Here is a 25,039-nt window from a genome sequence, read left to right as displayed (position 1 = left end):
TAACGCTTGTAATCATCCAAAAAAGCCTCAGGATATAGCAAAAAAAGACGAGCCCCGAAGGACTCGCCTATAATAATTATATTAAATGAATTAGAAGAATAAAGGGCTGATCTTTCCCAACATTCCGAAGAATGCGAGGATAATCCACATCCAGTCACCCATTCCGCTGATTACAGGAAGCTTTGCAACGGGCTCTGCGTCTTCCTCAACTTCGATGTCAACAACAGATGCATTGTTTGCTTCGAACTTCTCTGTGCGATCAGTCATAGCATTTCTCTTTGCTCCGAGGATCTGGCTTAAGATCATTTCATACTCAGCAGGTGTGATAGCCTGAATCTCTTTTGCTCCTGCTTCTGTAGTCTTGTTAACTCTTGCTCCGAGAACAGCTCCCTGAGGTGCTGTAACAACCTGTCCGTTTTCTTCTGTAACCTGTCTGTTTGCTGCAACTTCTGTGATCATTGCATTAGGTGATACTGCTGCCACTGCATTTACTGCAACTGCCTGAGCTGCATCATTTTCCTCTGTCTTAGCGTCATCAGATGCTGCCAAAGTCTCTGTCTGAGCCTCAACCTCTGCAACGATAACTTCCTCAGTTACTTCCTCTGCGTAAGAAACTCCTGTCTTCTCCTCAAGCTGTCTTCCGATCTCATCGCGCTTTTCTACGAGCTCATCGAGCTTAGCTGTAGCGATATCGAAATCTTTTTTAGCTCCTGCAAGGATCTCATCAAGAATCTTGATAGCTTCCTCAATTGACTCTGCATTAACGATTCTGTCGATATCCTGCTCGTCAATATATGTTCTAAGACCTGCAACAAAGTCTTTTGTAACAACCTTTGCGATTCTGTCTTCGTTCTCGTCGATAGCTTCGATAGCATCCTCTAAAGCCTCAACCTTATCAGCTGCCTCGTCGATCTTATCCTGTGTATCAGCGATTGTCTCGCCATACTTCTCATACTTCTCTACGAGCTTTGAAGCGTTTGCGATGAACTCCTGAAGACCTTCGTCATCCTTTGTTGAAACTCTGATTCCTTTTGCGTTTCCGCTTGTTGTCTGTACGATCTTGCGTCCTGCTACGCCGTTAAGGTAGTAAACGCCGTCAACTACTGTCATCTCTTTGTTCTTAACTGCTTCCTGGATCTCATCGATGCACTTGAACTCGTTTGTTCCGTCTGCATAATCGAATGAATATACATCATACTTACCGGAGTTAACATCTGCCTTGAACTGTGATGTTACGCTCTTGTTTCCGAAGTGCTGCTTCTGGTACTCAGAAGATGTGATATCCTCTAAGGGCTTCTCGTAAATTACGATCTCTCTTGAGCTTCCGAGCTTGTACCACTGATCGTTTGCCTTGAACTGTCTGTCTGTTCTGTCGATGTTGAAATAACGAACTACTGTGTTTCCGTCCTTATCTGTGTATGTAACTCTGCAATATGAGCTGTTCTGACGGTCAAAACCTCTGAGCATATCTGTGTATGTGAAGTTTGTTGCGTCCTTATCTACCATGTTAGGGATGATATATCCGCTGATAATGCTCTCCATGAGCTTATCCTGTGTCTTCCAGTCTTTATTTACGTCAGAAATCTCTTTCTTTTTATTGATATCTTTTACTGCAGCCTGCTCCTTCTCAAGAGCTTCCTTTGCGTTGTCGCAAGCCTCTGAAAGAGTCTCTACGTTCTTCTTAGCCTCTTCAAGCTTCTCTGCTGCTTTTTTTACGTTGCTGTCATCGCTCTTAAGAGCCTTAACTGTCTCATCATATACTCTCTGAGCGCCTGAGAGCTCTCTTTTTGCCTGCTCGAACTTGTCGCAAAGAGCCTCGAAAGCTACTCTCTTAATCTCAACTTCTTCTTTTGTATCGTCTGTAAGCTTATCAAGCTTATCAAATGCCTCGCTTACCTGCTCTGCGTCTGCATCAGCATTTGTGATTGTCTCTATAAGATCCTCTGCCTCAACCTTAGCCTCAGCAACTGTCTCTGCTGCGCTGTCAGCGATGTACTGAGCAGCTACTACGTTCGCTACAGTCTCTACTGCCTTAACATCTGCTTCCTTGTCAGCCTCGCTTGCAACTACAAGCTCTCTCTTAGCTGCCTGAAGATCAACTGCTGCCTCGTTTACAGTCTCTGCTACGTTGCTATTCTCAACTGCTTCAACAAATGTCTCAACGCTCTCCTGAGCTACTGCTCCGCCGTCCTCAGCAGATGCTGCCTCGAATCCTGCCTCTTCGTTTCCGTCAACGATTGACTCAACTGCTTCGCAAGCTTCCTCTGCTGTATCAACTGCTTCCTCTGCTGCGTCTTCAGCCTCTGCAGCCTCTTCTACTGCTTCGCTGTATGTCTCTTCTGTTGTCTCTTCTGCTGTTTCCTCGTTTGTATCCTCCTGATACTCTTCCTCGCTTCTATCTTCCTGAACATTTTCAAAAGCGTCGCCATCCATGGCCCAAACATTTGCAGGTACACTGATTACTGCGATCATTGCAGCAAGTACGATTGTGACTACTTTCAAAAGTGTGTTTTTTCTCAATTTTTTAACCCTCCAAGTCATTCTGTGGCTTGTTTTATTTTCTTCTCGATTCCACATTTTTTATCGGGCACTTTTTTGGATAACTTAACCATAAAACGCAAAAAAATTTACACCTCACTGAACATGCGTGTTTCAGGAGATGTAAATCTCTAAAGTCCGATGGTTATTATATTTATTTTAGGCAAAAGAGCTCAAACCAAGAGTAGTCCGGTTTCACACCCTCTACGTCGGTCCTCATCTTGAACAAAAAGCCGTCAAGATCACCTTCAAGTCCGATTCCGGCCGTTGTTATGTACAAAGTTTTCATATCTTCGTCGCCAAAACAACAGGATGTAACCTGTTTGGCAGGTATCGGGATCGATTTAAGAAGCTCTCCTGTCTCACCGCTTCTTTTTTCTATCCTGCTGCCGCCCCAGAAAGCTACCCAGAGATTATCCTCGGAATCAATCGTAAGACCGTCCGGAATACCGTCTTCAACATTAAAAAGAACCTTTCCGCCGCTTATACTGCCGCTCTCTTCGTCGTAATCATAGACAAAAACAGCATATTTAAGAGAATCGGAAAAGAAAAACTTCTTTTTATCGGCACTCCACGCCATTCCGTTGGAAATCTTAGTGTCTGCAACCTTGATATCAAGCTTTCCGTTATTGTATAGGTAGAGATTTCCTTCCGCCTCATGGTCATCATCGCCAACCGATGCGCCAAACCAAAGGCGTCCCTTGGCGTCTGCCTTGGCATCATTGGAGCGCCAGTAATCCTTAAATACGTTCTTTAGGTCCAAAAAAAGATCTATTTTTCCGTCTTTATATAAGTAAATACCGTCTTCCATAGCAAGCGCAAAACCGTCCGAGCCCGCAAGAGGTATCGCTGCACCTACCTGCTGTGGCAGATCTACAGACTCTTTTTTACCATCCTTTAAAAACAAAAGCTTTCTGCCGACGATATCCACCCAAGACAGCCTCTTATACCTCGGATCGTAGTACGGTCCTTCCCCGAGTGTGTATTTTTCACTTCCGACTGCTTCTACTTTAAATAATTCGCTCAAAATATGCCTCTTTTCTAAACAAATAATCTCCTATATCCTCATTCTTTATAAAACCTTGGTCCTTCTTCGCCCATTATCCCTGACGGAACAAAACCGCATTTTTCAAGAACTCTTTGAGACTTTTTGTTATCAGGATCTGTCTCTGCGTCTACGCGGGAGACTCCCGGCTGCCTCAAAGCCCATGCTGTGGCTGCGGCTGTCGCTTCAGTAGCGTATCCACGGCCTTGCTTTTCCTCATTAATCCCATAGCCGATTTCAACCGAGCCATCGGGATTCAGTCCTTTAAAGCAAAGATCACCGATATGCGTTCCGTCTTTTTGCTCTATCATCCAGGTCGCATACCATTGCCTTTGTTCCGGATGATCAAGACATTCCTGCAGCATCTCACTAAATGCTTTTATCATCTCCTCATCAGTCTGCTTATCAATAATGCCTCTCATCTCGTCATCTGATGCGATGCGGATCTTAAGGCGCTCTGTTTCTATTACCATTTAACTGTTTTGTCCTCCGAATACTTTATTAAGCTCAACAAGGAGCTTTTCTTTCAATTTCTCAAGTTCTTCCTTTGTTGGGCGGTTTTCCTCTGCGTACATTTTTTCTTTTGGATACATCCAGACAGGGCCCCTGCCGGCTGTACCATATGACTCAATATCGCCGCTTCTTCGCGGGAACAAGTGCCAATGAATATGTGCGCCGCCTTCCCCATTACCAAGGCACTCGTAGTTCATCTTTTCGGCATTAAATGCATTTGCGACTGCTTTAGCCACTAATGTCATTTCCTCTAAATGTTTGACTCTGACCACCGGATCAAGGTCGTATAATTCAACCACATGATCTTTATATAAGAAGAGCGTATATCCCTCAAAATGCTGATAATCCCCAATAACCACATACCCTGTCTCAAGTTCTTTTACGAAATATGGGTTATTACCTTCCTTGGTCTGTTTAATTCTGTCGCAAACAAAACACATAATAATTCAATCTCCTCCCGGTAAAATGGACTGCTGCCGTACCTAGGGGGGGGGCCATTATCGACTCCCTGAAGCAAATTCTCCCATATTTATATCAATAACCGGTCTTACAGGCTGGATCAATGCATCCTCGTACTGAACTTTCCATTGAATCTCTTGGCTCATTTTGCCATCCTTGATTCCATCAATGTTATCGCCCGATTTTATCGGATTATCATTGTCAAAAATATAAGAGAGCATATTGTAAGCATGATTCACGACTGAGTTTGGATCCATCCCGTGGAAATGATATTGGAGATCCGGCAAAAAGAGTATGCTCATTCCCAAAGTGTCTACCAGCATATCCTCACTGCCTTCAATGTTAAAGAATCTCACATTTACGGCATAATATATGAATTTTGATTCTTTCGGAATTGAACAATTCAGAATCGCTTCTCTCGTATACATCTTCTTTGAGTTTTCGAAAAGAACTGCTTTGCATGTAGGAAACATTTCTACCAATGCTTCTACATAGTCTACAATCATTTCAGCGCGTTCTTTATAATCCAATCCCGCTGCAAGCATATCCGTGGCTATGACTTGATATTTGCATGTGTTCAAAATCTGTTCGGAATCTTGGCAATCCCACAGCTGACTTTTAGCTATATCATCCAGCAGTGGCTGCTCTATATCTATGCATTTCATGATCATTAATTGAGGCGGAACATCAGCATTGTCTTTTTCAAAATGCACCGAGTACTTCATGGGTAAAAATCCCGCCATTTCATCGCTGTGTAAAAAGCAATTTACTTCCCCAAAATGCTTCTGCATGATTCCAGTCATAAACTCTTTTTCCGGAATATCACACTTATCTTCCATAAGCAGATGGATCATGAAAACCATCCCCGGGTGATCACCTTTCTGATTCAGATCCTGCCTCAAAACTTTTTCGTTTTTTCTAAATAATCCCATATAATCTTACTCCTTTATCCCTTTTATAAGCTTATTTCATAATAACTTCAATTCAAATACTCCACCATCAAAAAATATATCATTTCCATTAGAATCTTTATAAAAAGAAACTTTTTCCGTTCCTATCTGTTTAAAGCCAAGTGAATTAAGCAATCTTATCGACGGTATATTATTTATTGCCGTTCCGGCAGTAACCCTAGATACGCCGATGCTTTTTAGAAAGGGAAGCACTGCCGAGATACTCTCTTTTGCATAACCTTTTCCATGATACTTTGAATGAAAACAATAGCCAATTTCATAAGAATCCTCGCTTCGATTCAATGAAATATAGCCAATAATATCTTTATCTAATAAGATAGCAAAAAAGATATGATCGTTTGCCTTAGCTTCCTTCGCCCATACGGCTATTCTGTCAGATACTGACCTATCGTCAAGTTCCTTTATGTTATCGTATTGCGCATATTGTGAACCTGCTTCATCCAGCCATATCTTTTGTATTGCACGCCAATCCCCTGCTTCAACTCGTCTGATCAACAGTCGCTCAGTTTTTATCATCTTGTCTCTCCACCGCAAGCTAGAATCCATTATATTCTCTTTCCCATTTCAATCCTTATATTATGCTCTTTGGGCCCATCATTTGAATACGCATATCTATCGAAGCCTATAGGTTTTATGATCATTATCTCACCTATAGTCAGCCGACACATCTATAAACGACCTACTTCCGCTAATATAATCAGCATAGGCCGTCTCAGCGTCTTTTCCGCGAAAAACTTTGCAAAGCCCGCACATATCACAATCCGCAATACAGGGGAATTTCTCTTTTATATAAGCTCTGCGTTCTTCAGTTGTAGAATCTTGTATCTCGGGTGCATTTACCATAATATCAAAATCTCCTCAATGGATCTGCCTGTCCTGACGGTATTTTTCCATGTATTCCATATTTATCTCGCGGATCTCTTTCTTGCCGTCAATATAATCCTGATAAATATCCCAGGGATTTCCGCCGCCAAGCCAGCACGATGAGCAATTCTCACATCCTCCGCCACAATCAAGCGAGCTCTTTACTATCTGCTCCCGCTCTTCTTTTGTTGTATCCTTGATCAGAATAGACTTCATCTCCATTTGCACGACCTCCATAGGCTACGGATCTCTTTAATACTTTTTCCATTTCGATATTTTGTGGCCATTCTCGTCAATGTTGCTATAATGCGCTGTACATGGGCCGTGCATAAGTATCACGGGCGGAATATCCAGAGCTTTTCCAAGGCTCTTTAGGTCTCTGGCTTTAGGTTTTTGTATCCCGGCTTCATATTTTTCCAAAAGATCAACAGCAATGCCTGTTTTTTCAGAAACATCCGCCATGGATAATCCCAAGGCATTTCTCTTTTCTGATATCATTTTAGCAAATACATCCAATTCCATATCAACACCTATTATTCAAAAAGCATACACCACAATACCCACAAATGCAGACAAGCAAATCAGCATAATAGGGTTCATCCCTTTCTTCATTACCAGCCTTGATCCAAAATATATAAATGCAATAGAACAAGTCAATACAATTGTAAGAATATCTGCTCTACCATTAAACAATAATCCGCAGTTCTTTAAGATCATGAGCACACCTGTCACTAAAATGATTCCCATGATACATGGCTTCAATCCACTTAGGGCAGCTTTGACATATCGGTTCTTAAGGAACTTATTCATAGCAACCATGATAAGTAAAATAATAAAAAAAGCCGGAAGCACAACAGCCGCGGTAGCTATTGCCGCTCCTATCAAGCCACCTTTTTCACTTCCAACATAGGTGGCCATATTCACCATGATCGGTCCGGGCGTACTTTCACTTATAGCGATCATATACGTTAGCATTTCTTCATCAAGCCAATTATGAGCCGTAACTACATCCTTAATAAGAGGTATGGCAGCATATGCTCCTCCAAAAGAAAAGAAGCCAACCTCCAGGAAGCCTATAAAAAGATCCAAATAAATCATTTCTTTGCACGCTCCCCTTCCATCATATTATTGATTACAAATACAATGATTCCGATAAATGCAGCTGCAAGCATCAGTACCATCGAAGAAATATTTAATTTATATAGGCTTATGATCATCATTGAAGCCGCTGAAAGACATACCATTGCAATCTGCATCGGCTTTTTCTTCATCTTTTTTAGCATCTTAACAGCCGCATCAACAATAAGAATTCCCACCGCTATCTTGATTCCCTTAAAAGCATTTGCCACCCATGTTATCTCCAGAAAATGATTTAGGAATCTCGATATCAAATAAATAATTATAAAAGAAGGTAACACCATCCCAAGTGTTGACGCTATTGCTCCGGGTATTTTCCCTTTCTTGTACCCAACATAAGTTGCGCAATTAATCGCGATAGGTCCCGGTGTAGATTCTGCTATCACTGTCAGTGTCATCATTTCATCATGTGTGATCCATTTTTTATTTTCAACGCATGTATTCTCAATAAGAGAAATCATTGCGTATCCTCCGCCAAAAGTAAACATTCCTATCTTGGCAAAGGTAAAAAATAAATCCAATAATATAGGCAAAACAATTCCTCCTTGTTTTACAGTTTTTTCTCCATCAGAACAAATTTACCTTTGCGCCAGTTTGCATATCCTCTGGGTTCATAGCCATTATGTAAGTACAGTTTATTGGCAAAGGGATTCTCCGTAAAGGTATCCAGTCTGACGGATTCATATCCCATTCCTTTAATCTGTTCCTCAATATGCTGCAACACGGCTTTTCCTATCCCTTGATTCTGAAACGCCGGAGAAACGCAAAATCTATGGAGTATATATGCGCTTTTTTCATCGTATTTCCATTGTCCGTTTTCGTATTGATCATCGCATTCTCCACTAATGACATACATAGCGGCCAAAGTGTTTTCCTTATACGCCAAATAAAGCGTGTGATTATCAATATCTTTTTCAAAATCTTCCCGTCCGGGATAGATGTTATCCCACTGGAAAATACCATGTTTCTCCATCTCAGCGATGGCCTGCTGTATCAAAATATAAATATCATCTAAATCCTGCTTGGTTCCGGGTCGGTATTCAATGTTCATATCTTCCTCATACAAATACAGAAAAAGAGGCTTTTCAAAGAATTTACTTTAAAAAGTCTCTTTCTACTTTTTTAGTTTTTGTTTTTTGATGCTATATATTCATCACCATAGCCTTTATCATAGCCGGCCTTAACGCCATCCTCATAACTCTCTTCCTGTATGACCTGAAGATGTCTCTCAGCACTATATCCTAAAACACCCATCTCAATGACCTCCTCTTTGTTCTCAAGCAAGAAATCTTTAAGAATGTCCTCAGAAATACATTCATCGATTGCTCTTGATATTGCCGAGCTAACAACTTCTTTCTGAGTAATGTCATTCATGTCGATAATATCGTTCATTTCTTTGTTTCGTTCTTTAGCTTCTTTTATACATTTTCGCACTTTTGATACAAAAATGGAATACTCTTTGAGGGTTTTACAATCCTCCATAAGCTCTTTATTATGGCCTTCGTTGATATTTATGACTTTAACAATAAGATCTAACTCAGGATTGTCATAATTACTTTTAGTTACTTCTTAGGAATCTGATGGCGAAAGCCGTGAAAAAATAGATGTAACTTAGAATTATTTACTCAGATGCGAGCACAAACATGATTCTAGCACAGAAGGTAACCGGATCTTATATCACTTTATATCCTTCAGAAGCCAATACTTCCAGCGCACGTTCATAGTTCTCTTCTTTCACAAGAATATAATCTGTGTTATAGGTTGAAACAGCGAAGATTCCAATTTTGTGTTCTGCGAGTATACCGGACAATTTAGATAAGATTCCGATCAATGAAAATCAAGGATTCCTTGGATACGAAATCCTCTCCATCCATCATCACGTTCTATCGTCTTTATTGGTGCGTCTTCCGTTCTACAAACAAGTGAAAGCTCTTCATCTGTCTTTCCTAAAAAAAAGAATTCCGCATTCAGATCTATATCCGAAATATCTGCCACTTTACAAACGGACAGCTTATACTCAATCTTCTTCAGTTCCATTTTTACCCTTTCAAATTGTGTTTTACAGTTCCTGTTTCATCTTTTCAATTCCATACTTTGCTACTTCGAGGTCCTCCTCGGAAAGAGCTCCGCTGAATGCAAAAGACATCTTATAACCTTTGTATTCTTCATAAGCCCCGCCTACGAAACCGAATTCACCAAGTATCGCTTTATGGTCGGGATTACCGCTGTCTGCTTCTGTAGCCATTGCTTCCGCACATTTTGACCACGCGATGCCAACAAGATTCCAACCCTCATTGAAGTTGAACGGAGTATCCACTACTTTCATTTCACCGATTCAATCTACAGATTCTCCCTTGTTAAGCACAGATGCAACAGCTACACCCTTTATGCCCATGTCATGAGCCTTATTCTTCATCTCTTCCAACACTTTAACTATGCTGCTTCTTAATTCTTCATTCGTCATCTGTAAAACCTCCACATCAATACAAACCTGAATTCTCAATTTCGGCAAACGCCTCTGCGTAACACTCTTCCGGTACCATAGGCCAATTGCATTCCCCGTTTTTTCTCAAGCAAATATCCATAGCGCGATTAAGCATACTACCATGCGTATGTTTGCCGTTTTTCCCTGTAATCATGAGTTCGGTAAAACGAGTCCAATAAGGTGCGATCTCAAATAACCCGGATTCTTTCAGTTCAGATACCAAGCGCTCTGTATCTGCTTCCAATGATATAAACTCCGGTTTCCACTCACCGTCACAACCATGAAGGATCATAAATTTATAACTATATGGTTCATCGATAGAAACGCCTACCGATCCGGGATTCCAGACATGCGTTGTCCCGCACATCGTTTCCATCTCTTTATGCGTATGTCCGCATATTATATAATCTGCCTTTGTCTCTGAGACGACCTCATTCAAACTTTGCGGATTTATCGCAAACTTCTCGTTCACTTTTCTAGGCGAACCATGACAGATAACTATATCAGGAAGCCCTTCCGTCTGCACTGTCAGTGTAATCGGAAGACTATTAAAAAACTCCACATCTTCTTTTTTTAGATGCTTATTTGCATATCTCAGTGTTCCTATCGTACTTGGATAATCATCCCACTCGGGATATTCTTTACCCAGTTCATCTATCTGATAATTTTCTTTATTACCTCTTATAAAAAGACACTGTTTCTTTTCCCTCAGGTCATACAGCATCTTCATAGTCTGCTCTATTCCCGGGAATTCGCCAGTGTAATCTCCAAGAAAAAAATATGAATCTATATCCTTATCTTTTAGATAATCCAAACACGTTCTAAGAGCAACATGATTTCCATGGATGTCTGATAATACTGCTATATTCATGAACTCCCTCCAAAAAAAGCTTCGTTTCTAAATACTCTTCTATTATTCATCTATACGCGTTTCAAAATATAAATGCCACCATCATCTGCCAACACAAAGTAATTTCCATCGTAACTAAAACCGCATGTGTAAAAGCCATAATTATCAAATATTAACGTCTGCTTACCTTCTGAATAAAAGAAAGCCTTAGTAATATGATTCTCTGAAGTTATAACCTCAACACGTGCGGATTCTGTCTCTTGCCTCAACTGTCCGCCATACAGACCGGCCAATGATAATTCCTCATCCGGTAATGAATCAGAGTAAGCAATCAACGCTTCCTCATCATAATCGGCGTCACACTCTTCCAACATACCGGTCGAACAATCAATCTCAGTTATTTTCTGACTCGATATGATAAGCATCTTTGACGAATCCTTTTTCGAAAAAGCTAACCATTCAAATCCACCGACAGAAAAACCGGTTACTACTTTCCAGCCTTGAATGCTGTTAAAAGCATCCATCATCTCTATACAATTCATCATCTGTCTTTCACCAACAACTTTGATTTATTCACGTCTTTCATCTTTCCTTACAACATATACGACATGTCATTCCAAATGCTAAGAAAATCACCATGAGAAACGATTATAACGTTCTCTTCATTATGTGTTTCATATATTCTCCCCTTTTATCGGTCTTCCCAGCCCAAGCTCTTTTCGCCACTGTGGCGCTTTTCCGTCGTCCGCCCAGTATTCATCCATCTCGCAGACTTTATCATCTTTTAATTTGATAAAGCTCACAACATGACATTTTATAGATCCGTCCGTTGATTGAACCGCACCTGCGATAACCGTTTTTGAGCCGTTTTCCTCTACTCTCTCAATCTCACCGATCCAGTTGCCCGGATATTTACAATTTGCAGTAATGTACTCAGAGGCCGTAAACTGCTCATTCGTACAAAGCCAGCGAATGACTGCGTCCTCGGTAAAAAAAGTTTTGAGTTTTTCCTCATTTTGTGTAATTATAGCTTGCCAATAATCTAGAATGTTCATACCGGGTCCTCTCTTATGTCTGTGGCTATATTATATAACAAAGATAGCCACTTTCGCACAATTCACCTTGCGAAAATGGCTATCTGCATAAAAGATTCCAAGTTAAGCATCCAAATAAGCATTAACCCGTTCTTCTGCATTATTTCTTTCTTCAAACAGTTTTCTGATCTTTTCTTCCTTTTCTTTTTCCGCCTGCTTTTCCTCTTTTTCAAGAAGAGCTTCGTGGATGTTTTCAAGCTCTTTGTCCACTCTGTCCATGAGCTTATCCCATTCCTTAAGGCTCATTTCTTGGCTGCCTATCCGAATCTTGATCTCAGTCTCATTATTGATAAGTTTGTAGTACAGCTCGGTTCTGAATGCGTTTATCTGTGAAACAAGCGAGTTTTCGTCTTCCTCAATATCTTTTTCAACATCGGGAGTTTCCGATTCCGCGGCCGCTTCCGCCGGCTCTTCGACTTTTTCCTCTTCTATCTCCAGGCGTTTCCTCGTGCAATGATTATATTCATGGATAGCTCGCATTATGGCATTTAGATCCTCCGGTGTAAACATGTCCGCCGCTCTTGCCAAATCATCAATCTTGTCTATGTTGACATGAAGGCTTCCGCCGCTTGGAAGCGCTATCCTAAGGACTTTATCCTTTTCATACATATTCCCCAAAGTTATGGCGTTCTGATTATAATCGCAGACAAAAGTAACCCCGTTATACTGTATGACGCCATCCTTCGCCAAAAAGCTATACGGACATTTCTTTTCGGTTTCAGCCTGCAGTGTCTGCCCAAAGCTCTCTGTCTTGTCTACGCCGGGGACACTCTCTTTTCCTACTGCAGATTTATAAGATTGTTCCCAATGATCATTTGCTATCGCTGCTATTCCCATACTCGCCTCCATAAAAAAAGTGCCCTTTCAAGGATGGTCAATCCATTGAAAAGACACGCATTTCCATTGCTATCTTTTATATCGGCAATTTTCTTTAAAATGTTTATAGCGCATTTCGAAAATGAACCGCCACGTCATCAAGTTCCATCATAGTACCATTCTCTCAGGGAAGGCCTCTTTTCTCATAAGTCCCCACATCTTATCGATGTAGGAAAGAGTATAGTAATTCTCATAATAATGAAAATAAAAAGCGCCTTTTGAAGTCAGGATCAGCTCTCCGTCCGTCTCAGTGATATATCCGAAAAGCTTTGCCAGAAAGATTTCAAATCCATACATTTTCTTAAGCGGAACTCCGAAGAAATCTTCAAAAGCCCTGATTTTCACCCTTGTGCTGTACGCCGTCCAGAAAAGATAGTAGACCATTCTCTGTCTCTTTTTAAAATCTATGGTCAGCGAAGTCGGCAATTTATCACTATTTACGCGTCTGCAATACTCATCTACAGAGAACGTATTAACCTTAAATTGATCCGGTAAAAGAGTCGTAGCCGAGCAACCAAAACCAAGAAAATTATCCCTTGTCATAGATGAATACTTGGCTTCTTCCGAAGATGAAAACGTCCAGACAGAACTTCTGTAGCATCCTTTTTTCTCAAAATAATCAGTCATTTGATCCATCAGTTGTCGTTTTTTTCGCTTAGCCATTGCCTTAATTGGACTTGATGTAAACGTAAAATCTATAAACGGATAGACCGCTACATGATTGGCTCCTGTCTCAAACGCCATCTCTATATCGGCTTTAAGATCTTCAATATTCTGATAAGGCAGTGCAAAGATAAGATCCACTGATACCGTGTCAAAAGATATTTCGGAAAGCGCTTTTTTCATTGCATCAACATCTACTTTTGCGCGCCCCAGCACACCCACGTACTTATCAAGAAAAGACTGAACTCCAATGCTTATCCTTGTCACTCCGGCATCTTTTAACTTTAAAAGTATTTCCGGTTTAACATTGTCGGGATGTAGTTCTAGCCCAATCCCGTCGGTTATCTCAAAGTGCTCGCTAAGCGCATCTATTATCTCTCCTATCCTGTCAGCCGCAAGTGCCGGCGTTCCTCCGCCAAAATAAAGACTTGTGACAGTCTTTTTCCCTTTAATATTACTCCCAACCTGATGGATCTCTTTTAACAACGAATCGATGTATCGATCCATCTTGTCAGGATCATAAATCTCTTTACAATACGGACAAAAATTACAGATTGACCTGCAAAAAGGTATATGGACATATAGCCCGAGCCGATCGCAATCAGCGTAATCAAGCTCGTTATCATATCTGTTTGTAAAGACAAACGGTCTGAAGCTTCTCGTAAACCACATTCTGGTAAGATCAGTCAAAAAACTCATAACAAAAACCTATACGTACTTAAGATACGTTCTAAACATTTCAAATATCAATCTCAGATTGCCTCTAAACAAAAGCGTATATTCCGCGACAAAAAAGTAACCACATTCATCACAGAGCCCGGGTACATCGATACATCGCCCGCATACGGAAATCTTGCCGTTTTCAATAACCAGGCACTGATGACACGGTGTTGGAAAGCTGTTGTTTATCAAATACGGAAAGGCACTCTTTAGATTAAATACCGGAACTTTTTCATCCATCATTTGGCCGATCACTTCGCAGCATTTAGCCTTTTCTTCTTTTGACAGGGCAAGCTCTCTCGTATCCGGATACGGCGTGTGGAAGTTAAAAGAAACTGCTCGAACGTTCCTTGCATCTCTCGCCGCGTAGCAAACATCCCGGATAGCATCCTTGTTTATCTGATTAACCGCCATATAAAAGCAGATATTATCTGATGTAGCGTTGCTTATATTCTCCATGATCACATCATAGGTATCTCCGCGAACTGCATTATGGCGCTCTTTGTCTCCATCAAGACTTAAAAGAATGAGATCGGCTTCCGGAAGATCTATCGGGAAAGTACCGTTGGTAACGACATTAACTATTAGAAATCCCATATTCTTCGCTTCATGCACCAGATCTTTTATCGTCTTATCTCCATCTCTCCATATAAACGTTTCACCGCCGCAGAAAAAGAGAATCCTAACGCCAAGGTCATATAGCTGCTGCATTTCGTCTTTTATCTGAATATACGGATGCATAACTCCGGTTATATTGTTGACTGAGCAGTGCTTGCAGCTCAAATTGCATTTATCGGTAATTATGACCGTCCCAAGAATCGGGTCTTTTTTCTTAAATACTACCGTCTTAACCCCAAACCACAACAACGGTAAAAAAGATGTTATCTTCATTAATTACTTCCCCATAACATAATCTAAAACCTGTGCATCCATCGTTTCCCAATCCATATGATAAGACTTCTTTGCCTGCGGACTGACTTGTGCACGATCGTTATTTAAGTACGGTTGATACAAAACAGTCGTTGGAAGTGGCATCTCATACACGAGATTAAATACCTCAAACGGAGCTTTGTAATCATAGATACTTTTTCTCACAAACTGTCCTACAAATACCCACTCCATATATCCGGGATCAAAAGTCTTATGCTTAGGTAGTTTAATCTTTTTAAAACACTCCTCTGTCAAATTATGCTTTGCAAATACAAGAATGCCATAGGCATACTGACAATGAAGCTTCATAAATCCTAATATATCCTGGCGAGAGTGGTAATCACATAAGACCTGCAGCTTTTCTGAAAGCATTTCGGCATCTTCCTTTAGAATTGCTAAAAAGCAAGCCACATAGGCTCTATACCATATTGGTTGTTTAGATGCCACATACTTCTCCGCTTTAGCAATAACCTTTTGTTCGTCATACTTGCCCTTATACATAATACATTGCAAAAGAGCTGTCGCGTTCACAAACATAGAAAGCCCATTATCAGACAATCTAAGGTCCTTAGGGAATGCCCTGTATATCTCATCATAATCTGCGCAGCATAGATATGGAATTACCCTGTACACCAAATAACAGTGATCATAACCACTTGAAAGCTGCCAAGATAACTCCCTTTTATTGTATGTGAAAAAAATTTGCTGCATCAGCGCATAATCTTTTTCCTTAGTCGCAGCTTTCAATTTATCCAACAACACTTCTTTATCCGGATAATAACCCACATGCCAAATATTTATTAAAAGTCTGTGATACTCACGAATATCCCCGCATGCCTTTTCTAAAGCAGCTTGACGCCACTGATTCAATTTTTCCAAGTGCTCTTTTTCAAGTTCAATCATTTTGTATTCTCCATTACAAACCGGGGCTAAGAATAAATATGTGCCATCAACAAATCATCTTTTATAATCGCCATTCACTCATTCATCGCAAGCAATACTTTTTGCTCAATGAATTCCACTCGGTCAAAGATTCTCGGCTTAAATGTACCTGTCATTCCAACCGATACATTTTCCTCTTTATTTACATAGATGATATTACCGCTGTCACCAATCGCAGCATAAACCTCTTTATCGTCGTATGGCTTGTACCATAAGTAGCCATAGTTCATGAAACCAAACCGCTCACCAAGCTTAATGTGCGGTGCCAGCATATCTTTCAAGTATTCTTCTGAGATGATTCTTTTCCCATTATACAAGCCACCGTTCAGCACCACCTCTCCAATCACAGCCATATCTCTTGCCGACATGCATAGCCCCCAGCCGGCGGTAACACAGCCCTGAGGATCAGTGTACCACTCGTATTTCCTTGGATTCTTATTCATGAAGAAATCAAACTGATCTTCTTTGGAACTGTCACCGTGTGGAATCCGCTCCGGGAGTCCCAGTGGCGCAAAGAGATTTTTGTTGGCAAAATCTATGCATTTCTCACCGGTAGCTTTCTCGATTATTCCTGCTAAAATCTGAATACCAAGCGTTGCATATCTGAACTCACCTGTGATCCCATTACGTCCTCCAAGATAATCAAGGATCGCATATGTAAAACTCTGTGAAGTACACACCTTCTTCCATGGTTCTGACCTACCTTTATATGGAGCTGTCATAGTAAGGAGATGTCTGATAGTAACATCATATATAGTCTTCTCACCACGTTTTACAGAGTAATCAGGAAAAAACTCCATCACCTTCTGATCAAGATTCCAGATGTAGCCCTTATCCAGAGCAATTCCGGCAAGTAGCCCCATAACACCTTTGGTCACGGAATTGACATTCATCGCATCGCCGGTCTTAAATCCATGCCAACAGTCGTCATAGACAAGCTTATCACCCTTAAGCGCATAAATCTGACAGATGTTTGACTCATTGCCTGTACTGTTTTCAATGTACTTGTGAAGTTGTTCCTTTTTCATTAAAATAGCCTCCTCTTAGGTAAGATTCGGACGTCCTAAGAAAAGGCTAATGTAATTAAAAATTATTTTCAAGAAAAATCTTAAATTCATCATAAAACTTTATGCGATTAACTTCTGATTAACTTGCTGTTGGCTTTTGTCCTGCCACTATGCTTATTCTTGCCATAGTAGCAGTTCAACTTTGAGGTTCTTCTCTGCTACTTTTGCATATTTCCTGAAAGTGGCAGTTTAAATGGAGACTGCTCTTCTGCCACTATCCTGTTTTATCTAATAGTAGCAGTCTATTTAAAGTCAAGTATACTGCTACTATCTTCACTTTCTTGATAGAGGCAGAATCCGTAGCTAAAAATCAACTGCCACTATTCATCATTTTAAAATAGTAGCAGTATCTTAGCTCAAAAAAGCACTGCCACTTTGGGCAAAGCCTATATAATGGCAGTATATCTGCCTATTCTAGCGGGCTAATCCACTCAAAGGATTAGTCTATAAAACTGCAATTTACAATAAGCCATGACTTAGGCGTAGCATTCAAATTCTTCCAACTGACTTACAATCCTGTCTAAAGCTACATCGATAAAATTCATCAGCATCTCAGAAGGAAAATACTTGTGACCGGAAACATCAATCTTTCCCTGAATGTTATACTGGTTACCTACAAGATGTTCTCTCATTGTATTCTGATTATCGGCAGTTACATAATCTTCAAAATCTATCGTTTCCGCTTCGCCAAGCAATCTAAAAATCTCTGCAGTGTTTGGGCTGTTTTGAAACATCCATTTGTTTAACGCCTGAGCTTCCGGATAATACTCCTCCTTGAAAACTTCATAACTCATGGATTTCAACATATTCTTCTGAAGTACTCGCCAGATCATAAGGTCGTTCCAATAGTCTGTGAGATTGTGCACGCACATTCCCAATAAATACGACTTTTTCTTGGAATTCATTTCATTTTTCACGTACTTGTTCCAAAAAGATTTTATATTAACAATCCATTGATCATAATCTTGCGTATCTCCCCACGGGCCGCAATTCTCGAAAAAATGCGAATGTACCTTTTTCTCCAAATAAAATTCTGAAAAATATACTGAATCCGGTGCGACGGATCCAAGAATAAATTCAGCCTTGCCCTCATCAATCCCCATGCGTTCAGCAAGTCTATACGCAACTTCCATATGCACCATCTGTCCGGCCATCTTGTCATTTCCTTTTCCTTATTGTTATATTTGTCATCGTCAATAAAACTGGAATATAATTCTACCTACGACTCACACTGTCCATTCCGTCCACTCTATATGGTTGTATTGCATTACATCGTCAGCCTTTTTCATACCGATCTTCTCATAAAAACCTACCGCATCTTCATTTGCGATCAGATATACGGCAATATCCTTCTCGCCACCGGCAATTTCATGTGCAGTCTTCATAAGTCTGCTTGCTATACCTTGCTTCTCATAATTCCTGTCCACCCCAAGGTCTGTCACGTAAAGCCAATAGCAGAAATCCGTAAGCCCAAACAAAGCTCCCACTATCAGGCCTTCATCATTACGTGCTATCAGACTGATGGAAACATTCTTAACCAGCTTCCTAATCCGATCTTCAAAACGCTCCTTTGGATATTGTGAACCAAGATCTGTTCTCTTCAAAAAATCAACATATTCTTCTGCTGTAATGCGCTCCTCTGCAATATGAATCTCATCTTTTTTCATCATATATCTGTTGCCCTCTTCACGAAAAACTTTATAGCCAAGCCTTTCATATAATCGGAATGCATCAGTATTAGATTTTTCAACATGGAAAAGTATGTGCTGTATACCAATTTCCTGTGCGTATGTCTCTGCTTCATGTATTAAGGCACTTCCGATACCTTGGCTACGATACTTTTCTGCAACAGACAAGTCATCAAGGTAAACATATTCCTTTTCACCCTCCCGATGAACTTCTACTGCCAAATAAGCGACAACATCATTATCTTCAGCCACATATACGGTATCCTCTCCTTGTGTCCAATATTTGTCCAGATACCCTGTCTCATATCCTTTAACATCTTGTGTATGATAAATTGCATTAAGCATCTCTATAAACAATTCCCGTATTCTCTGTTCATCTGCAGGAACTGCCCTTCTAATCTTGTACTCCATTTTCAATCCTCATATAAACTGCAATATAATCCCTCTACAAACTTGAATTTGCGCATGTCATACAATACCACCATCGCTAATGACAAAATGCTCTCCCATTAATTCTTCCTTACCATCTTCAGAATATAAATAACTTCCGTCAGGGATTGCAATGAAAGTATGACCCATGCTATCCGGATATGTAATATCTTCAAAAAGTCTTTTACCATCTAAGAATCTGTCTTTTATATCTTGATAATGCGGAATGAGCTTGGTTTTTGTAAGTCCTAATCCCGTAATAAACCGCTTATAATCAGGATCTAATGATTCACCATCCAGCTCCGGCTGCGCATAAACTTCTTCCGCACTATTCATGCTTCCGGCACTAATTCCGAAAATCACGCCATCAAAATCCTCCAGGAGTTCCTTTAACCTTATCTCGCTAAAGAATCGATTTTGTGTTGGAACATGGCCTCCTCCCAAGATAATAAAATTGCTACTCTTTACCAACTTCGCAGCATCGTTTTGATTTCGTCTATCTAAAACTGTATAAGACTCAAACTCCATTCCTGAAATCTCTGCCGTGTATTTTATTCCAAATGAAAAACCATCTGTTTCATCATAATCATCCGGTGATGCAGTTATAAAAAGCCCCTTATTATACTTATGAATGGCCTTCTGCATTCGGCTGACAAATTCGTTTTCCGTGTTAAAAGGAAGTCCCCGTCCTGTGAAAGGGCTGCTTGTTAAAAATAGAATTTTGCTCATATATACATCTCCATAAACTCCGATTTGTCATCGTCTATAAAACTGGAATTTTATCTTTGTCATTTATATTACGAGATAAAAGGCTATCATAACGTTTTTTGAAACAACTGATCCTCAGTACCATATACGGTTTTGAAATCACCTATCTTTACGAAACCGTATTTCTCGTATAAGCCTTGTTCTCCGCTCATGATATAAATCTTTTCATAACCAATGGATCTGGCATAATCTGAGGCGACATTAATCATTCGTTCAGAAACTCTCTTTCCTCTGCTTTTTTCATCAACAAAAACAAATCCGATAAATGGTGTATATTGGGCATCATCCGGCAATTCGTCTTTATTAGCAAAAGTACAATATCCGATGATTTCATCTCCCTCACTGGCAACAAACACGCGCTCTGTTTCCGAGAATTCTTTGTTACGCATCTTTTTGGCAAGATACGGTCCTGCCTTCCATGAGCAATTCTCCGCAAAGGAAATTGTATTTTCCCAAAGCGGATGACCATATGTCATAACCGATATTTCCATATTTTCTCAAAATCCCCTACAAATAAAAATTCATGCATTAGAAATAGTGTTCCATCAATCGATCTACCCACTCGGGAACCGACGCATCTTTCTTATCATATACAGGATAGTACGGCTTTATATCCAAAACCGGAGTGCCATCTACGGCGTCGAGCCCTTTTACAACAAGCTTATCTTCCGAAACAGATACCACTTTGACGGAAGTCATTCCGATACGGTTAGGTCTATCTTTTCCGCGCTGAGAAAAAATACCGACTAACGGCATATCTTCTCTGTTCTGCGGTCTTCTTTGGAGGTGCTTATCCTTTTCAAATTTTGCTTTATCAAGATGATAAAGTATGATCACATGCGAAAAATCTTCAAGCCCTTTTAATCCGGAATAATACTGCTTTTCCAAAACGATTGAAGAAGTATCTTCTCCCCATGAAACATCTTTTCTGTCCTTTACTTCATTTCTAACGTAGCCAATAGGTTTCATTTCAATTTTCATCTCGTCTACCTCCAATGTCGATCAATAAATCATTCCTCTATCTCAATATTAAACACAACAGTCTCACCGCAATCCGTGCATTGATATGGACCGCTCTTTAGATTTCCGCCTCTTCTGAAAGCATAGATAAAAGGATATATTGCCTGCATAGCCACCATGCAAACCCTATCACTGTTATCCTTATCAAGCTCACTACCTATAAATCGAATGATATCGCCGGGTTTGTATTTAGGGCAATGACTTTCAACAACTGTAACTTTTACTTTGTTATCTGTATAATCCATAGCCTGCATCCTCCTCAAATTACTCTTTAGACCTTTAGGATCCCGGAGCAATATGTCATTTTCTCAAAGCTTAGACCAGGAAATTCTGATCTTAATTCATCAACAACACAATATATTTCATCAGTATCCCATTTATCGCCGCATTTTTCTTTACACTCATTCAATTCACTACGGCTCTCAAAAGCCACATCCCCTATTAGGATCTTGCCACCATCCTTCAGATGATCAAGTAGTTCTTTTATAAAAAGAACCTTTTGCTCATCCGTTAAGTGGTGAATAGAATAAGTTGCAACAATGAAATCATAAGACTTTTGTTTAAGCGGTTCTACCAATCCTTGTGTGAAATCGCCCTGATAAAGATGAGCATCCGGCATCTTCTCAGAAGCCAGCTCGATCATTCTTGCCGAAAAATCCTGGCCATAAATAACGCATCCATTCTCATACAATTTTGTTGCCAGCGTGGCTGTTCCAAAGCCTATATCAAGAACTTCCGCATTCGGTTTTTCCATTATTGTCTTATATATACTTCCCAGAATCTTTTTGTATCCAGCAAACGGATAAGTATTATCCTCATCTGATATCCCTACAGATTTATCATATCCATCTGCCCATAGATCAAATCCTTTATTATCTAACATGTCTACCTCTTCCGGTCTTTATAAATTGTATTAGTTCTTCAACATCATCAAAATCATCATAGTCACCGTTAATTCCTTCCCTATGATAAATCACTCCTGCTTTCTCATTTCTCTCAAGACAGTCCAGTAACTCTTTTTCTCCGAACCTCTTGATGAATAAAGAAAAACCATATGGTTTAATTTTAGACAAAAGACCTTTTTTACAATCCTTATCGCATTCATAGCAATGTCCCAGATTAAGATCCATAGAACATTTTCTGTTCTCACACCAAGCTTTGTCCGGACACTCGCCGGTGTCGCATCCACTACAATGATCATTTTCACTACATAAACAACAAGCCAAACCACATCGTGCTATACCTAATTCCCTTTTCATAATAACCTCCAATAATGATCAAATTTGAATTTGTCACTGCTTTAGCATTGCGCTGCCTTGTAGATGATCAATATTCGTAGGATTGATTTACTTTCCTAAGTGCAGCTACATAATCGCAGCCTTTTTCTTTCACATTTTCCGGATTTATAGGATAATGGACATTGTAAAGAATCCCTTTGTCTCCGAACATATCCTCTATATAATCCTTCTCTATATGCCCGCCTACAACTTCAAGGCAAATCATAACATGATCATCACCCGGTACGATTTCTTTCTCCCACAAATACTTGCACTCAAGGTTCATGAAACATTCAGCGACCATCGGCGCTTCTATCCATGAAGCTTTCTCCACAGTAAGCCCTGATGAAGTTATCTCATCTGCCTCGAGCTGATTATTCTGTATCGTCTTCATGCAGGCTTTGTATAAATCAGAAGACATGAAATTCAGCACTGCTGCCTTCTTTTCATTTAGGCTTTGGTAAAGATGTCCACACTTATTCACGCTGCATAGAATCACGTAATACCCGCATCCATGATCCGCACTCGTAAACCCTGCCCATGACTGCATCGTAGCATTGGGCTGTCCGTTAGATTTATATGTTGTGACAAGGAACATCGGCGTCGGGATTCCCATAATAAACTCTTTCCAATCAAAGCCGAAGTTTTTTGCAAATTCTCCGTATGTCCCCTTCATAGATTCCGGCATTTCTTTGTATTGGTATTTCATCTTTTTCCATCCCTCCGTACTAAAATCAACATAAGAATCGACTTCAATTATCTCGACAACCTTCGATTTGTCATCGTCTATAAAACTGAAATTTTATCTTTGTCATTTATATTACGATATAATTCCTCTACAAACATGCAAATGGAAGTAAATCTTTTATTCCCACCTTTACCAGCTTATTCTCATAATCATTAAGAATAACCTTAATATCCGGACAATACTCTATCAGCATTTGTCTGCAATTTCCGCATGGTGCTATGACTTTATTTGGAAAATCCTTATGAACCGCAACAATGGTGTCAAATTCCCGTTCTCCCGCAGAGATAGCTATTCCCATAGTGATATATTCCGCACATGAGCCATGTATCCCATCACAGTTCACACCCGAATAGACATTACCGTTTTTACACCTGATAGCAGTTCCCACCGTATAATTGTACTTTTTATCATCAAAATTGCTTTCCAATTTCGATAAAGCAATCTTTATCAATTCTTCGTCTTCTTTGTCTATTTCATAGAAAGTCATATTGGCCTCCCATTTCTATACTCGTTTGAATAAAACCGATACGTCATCCTTACTCAATCCGCATTTCCCATAGAATACTTCATTTGGTTCTATAGACATTAACTGCACTACAGAAATCCCCTTTTTCTTTAATTCATTTTCGAGTTCTTTTAGTAAACCTCTTCCAATACCATGTTTTTTGTATTGGGGAACAACAAAGAGTTCTGATACGTAAAAGAAATCCTCATCCGCATACGGATCTACATACCCAAGAAGCCCTCCTATTATTGCGTCTTCCTCTTCCGCAACCAAACCGATAGACTGATAATTACCTAATATAGCTTGTACTCTTTGAACAGCCCTCTCTGCGCTCCACTTTTCATTCCATGGTTCTTCTGAATATGCCTCAGACATTGCTCTTGCCAATTCCTCTATATCGGCTTCTTTATAAAACCTATATTGCATTCCTAATAACCTCCCTATCTGTGTATAGCGGATTATCCTGTAATTTATATTTCTCCATTTTTCTTGTTTTCTTCTATAGCGATTTCATTCAATACCTTGTCCTGATGGGATTCTATAGCGAGCAAAACCAGAAGAACAGCAAAAACAATTCCCGATACCGCCCATACACAAATAGCTGCCATTCTGAACCGAAAGAAATATAATAACAAACCAATAACGATTAGGATGCCGATCCATTTAAGCATCCTCGACCCTGGCTCTAACATATTTAGTTTATGCTTAAACCTTTTTTCTTCATCCACTATTTTATGTCCCCCCGGCTGTGCATTAAACTGGAAGATAATTGTTTTATCAAATTCCGATCGTATCTCTCAGGTATCCCACATTTTAATGTACTATATCATTTTGCTGTTTACCTGTTGTGTACGGTAGAAAGCTCAGGACTACTGTATGCGGCTGATAGCAACTTACATCAAAAAACTCCCCCTAGTCAAACTTGAATTTATGTGTCTATTCTGATGATTTCAGCAAGAGCTTTGTTTCGATATACTAAATCATCGCGGACGATAAAGCCCATTTTCTCCCAAAAGTCATTTCCAACTTCGTTTCTATCGAAAACAACCAACGCTGCCTTATTGATTCCATGTTTCTGTAATGCTTCCATAGCCGTATCTACAAGACTCTTTGCGATGCCTTGCTTTCTATATTGTGGATTTACTGCTGTATGATAAATATATCCTCTCCTACCGTCATTTCCAACAATAATCACACCAACAATATTGTTATCTACTTCTGCAACAAAACAAGTATCAGGATTCCTTTTGAGGAATTTTTCTATGCCTTCTATTGAATCATCAAGATTATTTAAACCCATTCCTGCACAGGACATCCACAACTTATACACTTTTTTATAATCATCAATTGTCATTAAACGTATACTCATATCCATCTCACAAACTCCGATTTATCTTCTACAAAATAATTACTAATGATTATATCCAATAAATAAGCGGCTTACAATCAC

At 39.9% G+C, this 25,039-nt stretch carries 36 protein-coding genes and 1 pseudogene; all 37 read right to left on the bottom strand.

Going from position 1 to position 25,039, the window contains the following annotated elements; translation table 11 throughout:
- Positions 1-90: 90 nt before the first annotated feature.
- The 37 genes and pseudogenes from D6856_RS13060 to D6856_RS12885 all read right to left on the bottom strand — a co-directional run bounded on the left by D6856_RS13060 (position 91) and on the right by D6856_RS12885 (position 24,943).
- Positions 91-2,520, bottom strand: coding sequence for a hypothetical protein (locus D6856_RS13060; RefSeq protein ID WP_120687258.1), 2,430 nt, complete (start codon positions 2,518-2,520; stop codon positions 91-93).
- 172 nt (positions 2,521-2,692) lie between these two features.
- Entirely contained in the window at positions 2,693-3,565 is an 873-nt protein-coding gene (locus tag D6856_RS13055; RefSeq protein WP_158588949.1) for an SMP-30/gluconolactonase/LRE family protein, read from the bottom strand.
- Positions 3,566-3,603: 38 nt separating this feature from the next.
- Entirely contained in the window at positions 3,604-4,056 is a 453-nt protein-coding gene (locus tag D6856_RS13050) for a GNAT family N-acetyltransferase (protein ID WP_120687256.1), read from the bottom strand.
- The gene (locus D6856_RS13045) at positions 4,057-4,536 is read right to left on the bottom strand and encodes an HIT family protein (protein ID WP_120657024.1); all 480 of its coding nucleotides are present in this window, start codon (positions 4,534-4,536) and stop codon (positions 4,057-4,059) included.
- A 57-nt stretch (positions 4,537-4,593) separates the two neighbouring features.
- A complete protein-coding gene (locus tag D6856_RS13040; RefSeq protein WP_120687255.1) occupies positions 4,594-5,487 on the bottom strand; it encodes a DUF4261 domain-containing protein in 894 nt (297 codons plus the stop codon).
- Between the two features lie 36 nt (positions 5,488-5,523).
- Complete coding sequence (locus tag D6856_RS13035; RefSeq protein ID WP_158588670.1) at positions 5,524-6,042, bottom strand: GNAT family N-acetyltransferase; 519 nt, start codon at positions 6,040-6,042, stop codon at positions 5,524-5,526.
- 129 nt (positions 6,043-6,171) lie between these two features.
- A complete protein-coding gene (locus D6856_RS13030; protein ID WP_120657028.1) occupies positions 6,172-6,369 on the bottom strand; it encodes a hypothetical protein in 198 nt (65 codons plus the stop codon).
- 15 nt (positions 6,370-6,384) lie between these two features.
- A complete protein-coding gene (locus D6856_RS13025) occupies positions 6,385-6,606 on the bottom strand; it encodes a hypothetical protein (RefSeq protein WP_199704164.1) in 222 nt (73 codons plus the stop codon).
- A gap of 36 nt (positions 6,607-6,642) precedes the next feature.
- The gene (locus tag D6856_RS13020; RefSeq protein WP_120657030.1) at positions 6,643-6,912 is read right to left on the bottom strand and encodes a helix-turn-helix domain-containing protein; all 270 of its coding nucleotides are present in this window, start codon (positions 6,910-6,912) and stop codon (positions 6,643-6,645) included.
- Positions 6,913-6,927: 15 nt separating this feature from the next.
- Positions 6,928-7,488: a chromate transporter gene (locus D6856_RS13015; protein WP_120687254.1), complete on the bottom strand. Its 561-nt coding sequence runs from the start codon at positions 7,486-7,488 to the stop codon at positions 6,928-6,930.
- Complete coding sequence (locus D6856_RS13010) at positions 7,485-8,060, bottom strand: chromate transporter (RefSeq protein WP_120687253.1); 576 nt, start codon at positions 8,058-8,060, stop codon at positions 7,485-7,487. The genes D6856_RS13015 and D6856_RS13010 overlap by 4 nt, the downstream gene beginning before the upstream one ends.
- A 17-nt stretch (positions 8,061-8,077) precedes the next feature.
- Positions 8,078-8,578 (bottom strand): GNAT family N-acetyltransferase, encoded by a 501-nt coding sequence (locus D6856_RS13005; RefSeq protein ID WP_120687252.1) that lies wholly within the window; start codon positions 8,576-8,578, stop codon positions 8,078-8,080.
- Between the two features lie 71 nt (positions 8,579-8,649).
- Positions 8,650-9,009 (bottom strand): hypothetical protein, encoded by a 360-nt coding sequence (locus D6856_RS13000; protein ID WP_120687251.1) that lies wholly within the window; start codon positions 9,007-9,009, stop codon positions 8,650-8,652.
- A 190-nt stretch (positions 9,010-9,199) separates the two neighbouring features.
- Positions 9,200-9,564, bottom strand: a pseudogene (locus tag D6856_RS15520) (ACT domain-containing protein).
- A gap of 22 nt (positions 9,565-9,586) precedes the next feature.
- Positions 9,587-9,853, bottom strand: a complete 267-nt coding sequence (locus D6856_RS12990) for a hypothetical protein (RefSeq protein ID WP_120687250.1) — start codon at positions 9,851-9,853, stop codon at positions 9,587-9,589.
- Positions 9,854-9,862: 9 nt separating this feature from the next.
- Complete coding sequence (locus D6856_RS15430) at positions 9,863-9,991, bottom strand: hypothetical protein (RefSeq protein WP_256372427.1); 129 nt, start codon at positions 9,989-9,991, stop codon at positions 9,863-9,865.
- A 16-nt stretch (positions 9,992-10,007) separates the two neighbouring features.
- On the bottom strand, positions 10,008-10,883 hold the full coding sequence (locus tag D6856_RS12985; protein WP_120687249.1) for a metallophosphoesterase family protein: 876 nt from the start codon (positions 10,881-10,883) through the stop codon (positions 10,008-10,010).
- 50 nt (positions 10,884-10,933) lie between these two features.
- Positions 10,934-11,407: a hypothetical protein gene (locus D6856_RS12980; protein ID WP_120687248.1), complete on the bottom strand. Its 474-nt coding sequence runs from the start codon at positions 11,405-11,407 to the stop codon at positions 10,934-10,936.
- A 129-nt stretch (positions 11,408-11,536) separates the two neighbouring features.
- Positions 11,537-11,917 carry a nuclear transport factor 2 family protein gene (locus D6856_RS12975; RefSeq protein WP_120687247.1) on the bottom strand — a complete coding sequence of 127 codons (381 nt, stop codon included), beginning with the start codon at positions 11,915-11,917 and terminating at the stop codon, positions 11,537-11,539.
- A gap of 102 nt (positions 11,918-12,019) precedes the next feature.
- Positions 12,020-12,793, bottom strand: a complete 774-nt coding sequence (locus tag D6856_RS12970; RefSeq protein ID WP_120687246.1) for a hypothetical protein — start codon at positions 12,791-12,793, stop codon at positions 12,020-12,022.
- A 147-nt stretch (positions 12,794-12,940) separates the two neighbouring features.
- Positions 12,941-14,194 carry a coproporphyrinogen-III oxidase family protein gene (locus tag D6856_RS12965; protein WP_120687245.1) on the bottom strand — a complete coding sequence of 418 codons (1,254 nt, stop codon included), beginning with the start codon at positions 14,192-14,194 and terminating at the stop codon, positions 12,941-12,943.
- A gap of 9 nt (positions 14,195-14,203) precedes the next feature.
- Positions 14,204-15,106: a radical SAM protein gene (locus tag D6856_RS12960; protein WP_120687244.1), complete on the bottom strand. Its 903-nt coding sequence runs from the start codon at positions 15,104-15,106 to the stop codon at positions 14,204-14,206.
- Between the two features lie 3 nt (positions 15,107-15,109).
- Positions 15,110-16,048, bottom strand: coding sequence for a hypothetical protein (locus D6856_RS12955; RefSeq protein WP_120687243.1), 939 nt, complete (start codon positions 16,046-16,048; stop codon positions 15,110-15,112).
- Positions 16,049-16,122: 74 nt separating this feature from the next.
- Positions 16,123-17,115, bottom strand: a complete 993-nt coding sequence (locus tag D6856_RS12950) for a serine hydrolase domain-containing protein (RefSeq protein ID WP_120687242.1) — start codon at positions 17,113-17,115, stop codon at positions 16,123-16,125.
- A gap of 515 nt (positions 17,116-17,630) precedes the next feature.
- A complete protein-coding gene (locus D6856_RS12945) occupies positions 17,631-18,308 on the bottom strand; it encodes a zinc dependent phospholipase C family protein (RefSeq protein WP_120687241.1) in 678 nt (225 codons plus the stop codon).
- A gap of 72 nt (positions 18,309-18,380) precedes the next feature.
- Complete coding sequence (locus D6856_RS12940) at positions 18,381-19,253, bottom strand: GNAT family N-acetyltransferase (RefSeq protein ID WP_120687240.1); 873 nt, start codon at positions 19,251-19,253, stop codon at positions 18,381-18,383.
- Positions 19,254-19,310: 57 nt separating this feature from the next.
- Complete coding sequence (locus tag D6856_RS12935) at positions 19,311-20,000, bottom strand: Type 1 glutamine amidotransferase-like domain-containing protein (RefSeq protein WP_120657734.1); 690 nt, start codon at positions 19,998-20,000, stop codon at positions 19,311-19,313.
- Positions 20,001-20,086: 86 nt separating this feature from the next.
- Positions 20,087-20,530, bottom strand: a complete 444-nt coding sequence (locus tag D6856_RS12930; protein WP_120687239.1) for a GNAT family N-acetyltransferase — start codon at positions 20,528-20,530, stop codon at positions 20,087-20,089.
- 37 nt (positions 20,531-20,567) lie between these two features.
- Positions 20,568-21,020 (bottom strand): tRNA (N6-threonylcarbamoyladenosine(37)-N6)-methyltransferase TrmO, encoded by a 453-nt coding sequence (gene tsaA, locus D6856_RS12925; protein WP_120687238.1) that lies wholly within the window; start codon positions 21,018-21,020, stop codon positions 20,568-20,570.
- 29 nt (positions 21,021-21,049) lie between these two features.
- The gene (locus tag D6856_RS12920) at positions 21,050-21,304 is read right to left on the bottom strand and encodes a TIGR04076 family protein (RefSeq protein ID WP_158588947.1); all 255 of its coding nucleotides are present in this window, start codon (positions 21,302-21,304) and stop codon (positions 21,050-21,052) included.
- A gap of 26 nt (positions 21,305-21,330) precedes the next feature.
- The gene (locus tag D6856_RS12915; RefSeq protein ID WP_120687236.1) at positions 21,331-21,942 is read right to left on the bottom strand and encodes a class I SAM-dependent methyltransferase; all 612 of its coding nucleotides are present in this window, start codon (positions 21,940-21,942) and stop codon (positions 21,331-21,333) included.
- Complete coding sequence (locus D6856_RS12910; protein WP_120657743.1) at positions 21,932-22,318, bottom strand: DUF3795 domain-containing protein; 387 nt, start codon at positions 22,316-22,318, stop codon at positions 21,932-21,934. Before D6856_RS12910 ends, D6856_RS12915 begins: the two co-directional genes overlap by 11 nt.
- 67 nt (positions 22,319-22,385) lie before the next feature.
- The gene (locus D6856_RS12905; protein ID WP_120687235.1) at positions 22,386-23,045 is read right to left on the bottom strand and encodes a flavin reductase family protein; all 660 of its coding nucleotides are present in this window, start codon (positions 23,043-23,045) and stop codon (positions 22,386-22,388) included.
- A gap of 127 nt (positions 23,046-23,172) precedes the next feature.
- Positions 23,173-23,571, bottom strand: coding sequence for a cytidine deaminase (locus D6856_RS12900; protein ID WP_120687234.1), 399 nt, complete (start codon positions 23,569-23,571; stop codon positions 23,173-23,175).
- A gap of 15 nt (positions 23,572-23,586) precedes the next feature.
- Positions 23,587-24,015: a GNAT family N-acetyltransferase gene (locus D6856_RS12895; RefSeq protein ID WP_120657053.1), complete on the bottom strand. Its 429-nt coding sequence runs from the start codon at positions 24,013-24,015 to the stop codon at positions 23,587-23,589.
- A 44-nt stretch (positions 24,016-24,059) separates the two neighbouring features.
- A complete protein-coding gene (locus D6856_RS12890; protein WP_091871822.1) occupies positions 24,060-24,317 on the bottom strand; it encodes a hypothetical protein in 258 nt (85 codons plus the stop codon).
- Between the two features lie 200 nt (positions 24,318-24,517).
- Positions 24,518-24,943: a GNAT family N-acetyltransferase gene (locus tag D6856_RS12885; RefSeq protein ID WP_330542036.1), complete on the bottom strand. Its 426-nt coding sequence runs from the start codon at positions 24,941-24,943 to the stop codon at positions 24,518-24,520.
- Between the last annotated feature and the right edge of the window lie 96 nt (positions 24,944-25,039).

Origin of the sequence: Butyrivibrio sp. XB500-5 (genome assembly GCF_003625505.1) — a bacterium.
Taxonomy (GTDB): Bacteria; Bacillota; Clostridia; order Lachnospirales; family Lachnospiraceae; genus Butyrivibrio.
The sequence above is the reverse complement of the archived record's forward strand: the minus strand, read 5'-3'. Positions and strand labels throughout refer to the sequence as shown.

What these genes read in the sequence shown, in the direction of transcription:
- D6856_RS12960 (WP_120687244.1), bottom strand. Translation starts at nt 15,106, where the DNA reads ATGAAGATAACATCTTTTTTACCGTTGTTGTGGTTTGGGGTTAAGACG.
- D6856_RS13005 (WP_120687252.1), bottom strand. Translation starts at nt 8,578, where the DNA reads ATGAACATTGAATACCGACCCGGAACCAAGCAGGATTTAGATGATATT.
- D6856_RS12930 (WP_120687239.1), bottom strand. Translation starts at nt 20,530, where the DNA reads ATGGAAATATCGGTTATGACATATGGTCATCCGCTTTGGGAAAATACA.
- D6856_RS12950 (WP_120687242.1), bottom strand. Translation starts at nt 17,115, where the DNA reads ATGAAAAAGGAACAACTTCACAAGTACATTGAAAACAGTACAGGCAAT.
- D6856_RS12885 (WP_330542036.1), bottom strand. Translation starts at nt 24,943, where the DNA reads ATGACAATTGATGATTATAAAAAAGTGTATAAGTTGTGGATGTCCTGT.
- D6856_RS13045 (WP_120657024.1), bottom strand. Translation starts at nt 4,536, where the DNA reads ATGTGTTTTGTTTGCGACAGAATTAAACAGACCAAGGAAGGTAATAAC.
- D6856_RS12980 (WP_120687248.1), bottom strand. Translation starts at nt 11,407, where the DNA reads ATGATGAATTGTATAGAGATGATGGATGCTTTTAACAGCATTCAAGGC.
- tsaA (WP_120687238.1), bottom strand. Translation starts at nt 21,020, where the DNA reads ATGAAAATTGAAATGAAACCTATTGGCTACGTTAGAAATGAAGTAAAG.
- D6856_RS15430 (WP_256372427.1), bottom strand. Translation starts at nt 9,991, where the DNA reads ATGACGAATGAAGAATTAAGAAGCAGCATAGTTAAAGTGTTGGAAGAG.
- D6856_RS12955 (WP_120687243.1), bottom strand. Translation starts at nt 16,048, where the DNA reads ATGATTGAACTTGAAAAAGAGCACTTGGAAAAATTGAATCAGTGGCGT.
- D6856_RS12985 (WP_120687249.1), bottom strand. Translation starts at nt 10,883, where the DNA reads ATGAATATAGCAGTATTATCAGACATCCATGGAAATCATGTTGCTCTT.
- D6856_RS12940 (WP_120687240.1), bottom strand. Translation starts at nt 19,253, where the DNA reads ATGGAGTACAAGATTAGAAGGGCAGTTCCTGCAGATGAACAGAGAATA.
- D6856_RS12975 (WP_120687247.1), bottom strand. Translation starts at nt 11,917, where the DNA reads ATGAACATTCTAGATTATTGGCAAGCTATAATTACACAAAATGAGGAA.
- D6856_RS13025 (WP_199704164.1), bottom strand. Translation starts at nt 6,606, where the DNA reads ATGAAGTCTATTCTGATCAAGGATACAACAAAAGAAGAGCGGGAGCAG.
- D6856_RS13000 (WP_120687251.1), bottom strand. Translation starts at nt 9,009, where the DNA reads ATGGAGGATTGTAAAACCCTCAAAGAGTATTCCATTTTTGTATCAAAA.
- D6856_RS12900 (WP_120687234.1), bottom strand. Translation starts at nt 23,571, where the DNA reads ATGACTTTCTATGAAATAGACAAAGAAGACGAAGAATTGATAAAGATT.
- D6856_RS13050 (WP_120687256.1), bottom strand. Translation starts at nt 4,056, where the DNA reads ATGGTAATAGAAACAGAGCGCCTTAAGATCCGCATCGCATCAGATGAC.
- D6856_RS12965 (WP_120687245.1), bottom strand. Translation starts at nt 14,194, where the DNA reads ATGAGTTTTTTGACTGATCTTACCAGAATGTGGTTTACGAGAAGCTTC.
- D6856_RS13015 (WP_120687254.1), bottom strand. Translation starts at nt 7,488, where the DNA reads ATGATTTATTTGGATCTTTTTATAGGCTTCCTGGAGGTTGGCTTCTTT.
- D6856_RS12895 (WP_120657053.1), bottom strand. Translation starts at nt 24,015, where the DNA reads ATGCAATATAGGTTTTATAAAGAAGCCGATATAGAGGAATTGGCAAGA.
- D6856_RS12910 (WP_120657743.1), bottom strand. Translation starts at nt 22,318, where the DNA reads ATGAAAAGGGAATTAGGTATAGCACGATGTGGTTTGGCTTGTTGTTTA.
- D6856_RS12905 (WP_120687235.1), bottom strand. Translation starts at nt 23,045, where the DNA reads ATGAAATACCAATACAAAGAAATGCCGGAATCTATGAAGGGGACATAC.
- D6856_RS13020 (WP_120657030.1), bottom strand. Translation starts at nt 6,912, where the DNA reads ATGGAATTGGATGTATTTGCTAAAATGATATCAGAAAAGAGAAATGCC.
- D6856_RS12970 (WP_120687246.1), bottom strand. Translation starts at nt 12,793, where the DNA reads ATGGGAATAGCAGCGATAGCAAATGATCATTGGGAACAATCTTATAAA.
- D6856_RS13040 (WP_120687255.1), bottom strand. Translation starts at nt 5,487, where the DNA reads ATGGGATTATTTAGAAAAAACGAAAAAGTTTTGAGGCAGGATCTGAAT.
- D6856_RS12915 (WP_120687236.1), bottom strand. Translation starts at nt 21,942, where the DNA reads ATGTTAGATAATAAAGGATTTGATCTATGGGCAGATGGATATGATAAA.
- D6856_RS13035 (WP_158588670.1), bottom strand. Translation starts at nt 6,042, where the DNA reads ATGATAAAAACTGAGCGACTGTTGATCAGACGAGTTGAAGCAGGGGAT.
- D6856_RS12990 (WP_120687250.1), bottom strand. Translation starts at nt 9,853, where the DNA reads ATGAAAGTAGTGGATACTCCGTTCAACTTCAATGAGGGTTGGAATCTT.
- D6856_RS12920 (WP_158588947.1), bottom strand. Translation starts at nt 21,304, where the DNA reads ATGGATTATACAGATAACAAAGTAAAAGTTACAGTTGTTGAAAGTCAT.
- D6856_RS12945 (WP_120687241.1), bottom strand. Translation starts at nt 18,308, where the DNA reads ATGGCCGGACAGATGGTGCATATGGAAGTTGCGTATAGACTTGCTGAA.
- D6856_RS13030 (WP_120657028.1), bottom strand. Translation starts at nt 6,369, where the DNA reads ATGGTAAATGCACCCGAGATACAAGATTCTACAACTGAAGAACGCAGA.
- D6856_RS12935 (WP_120657734.1), bottom strand. Translation starts at nt 20,000, where the DNA reads ATGAGCAAAATTCTATTTTTAACAAGCAGCCCTTTCACAGGACGGGGA.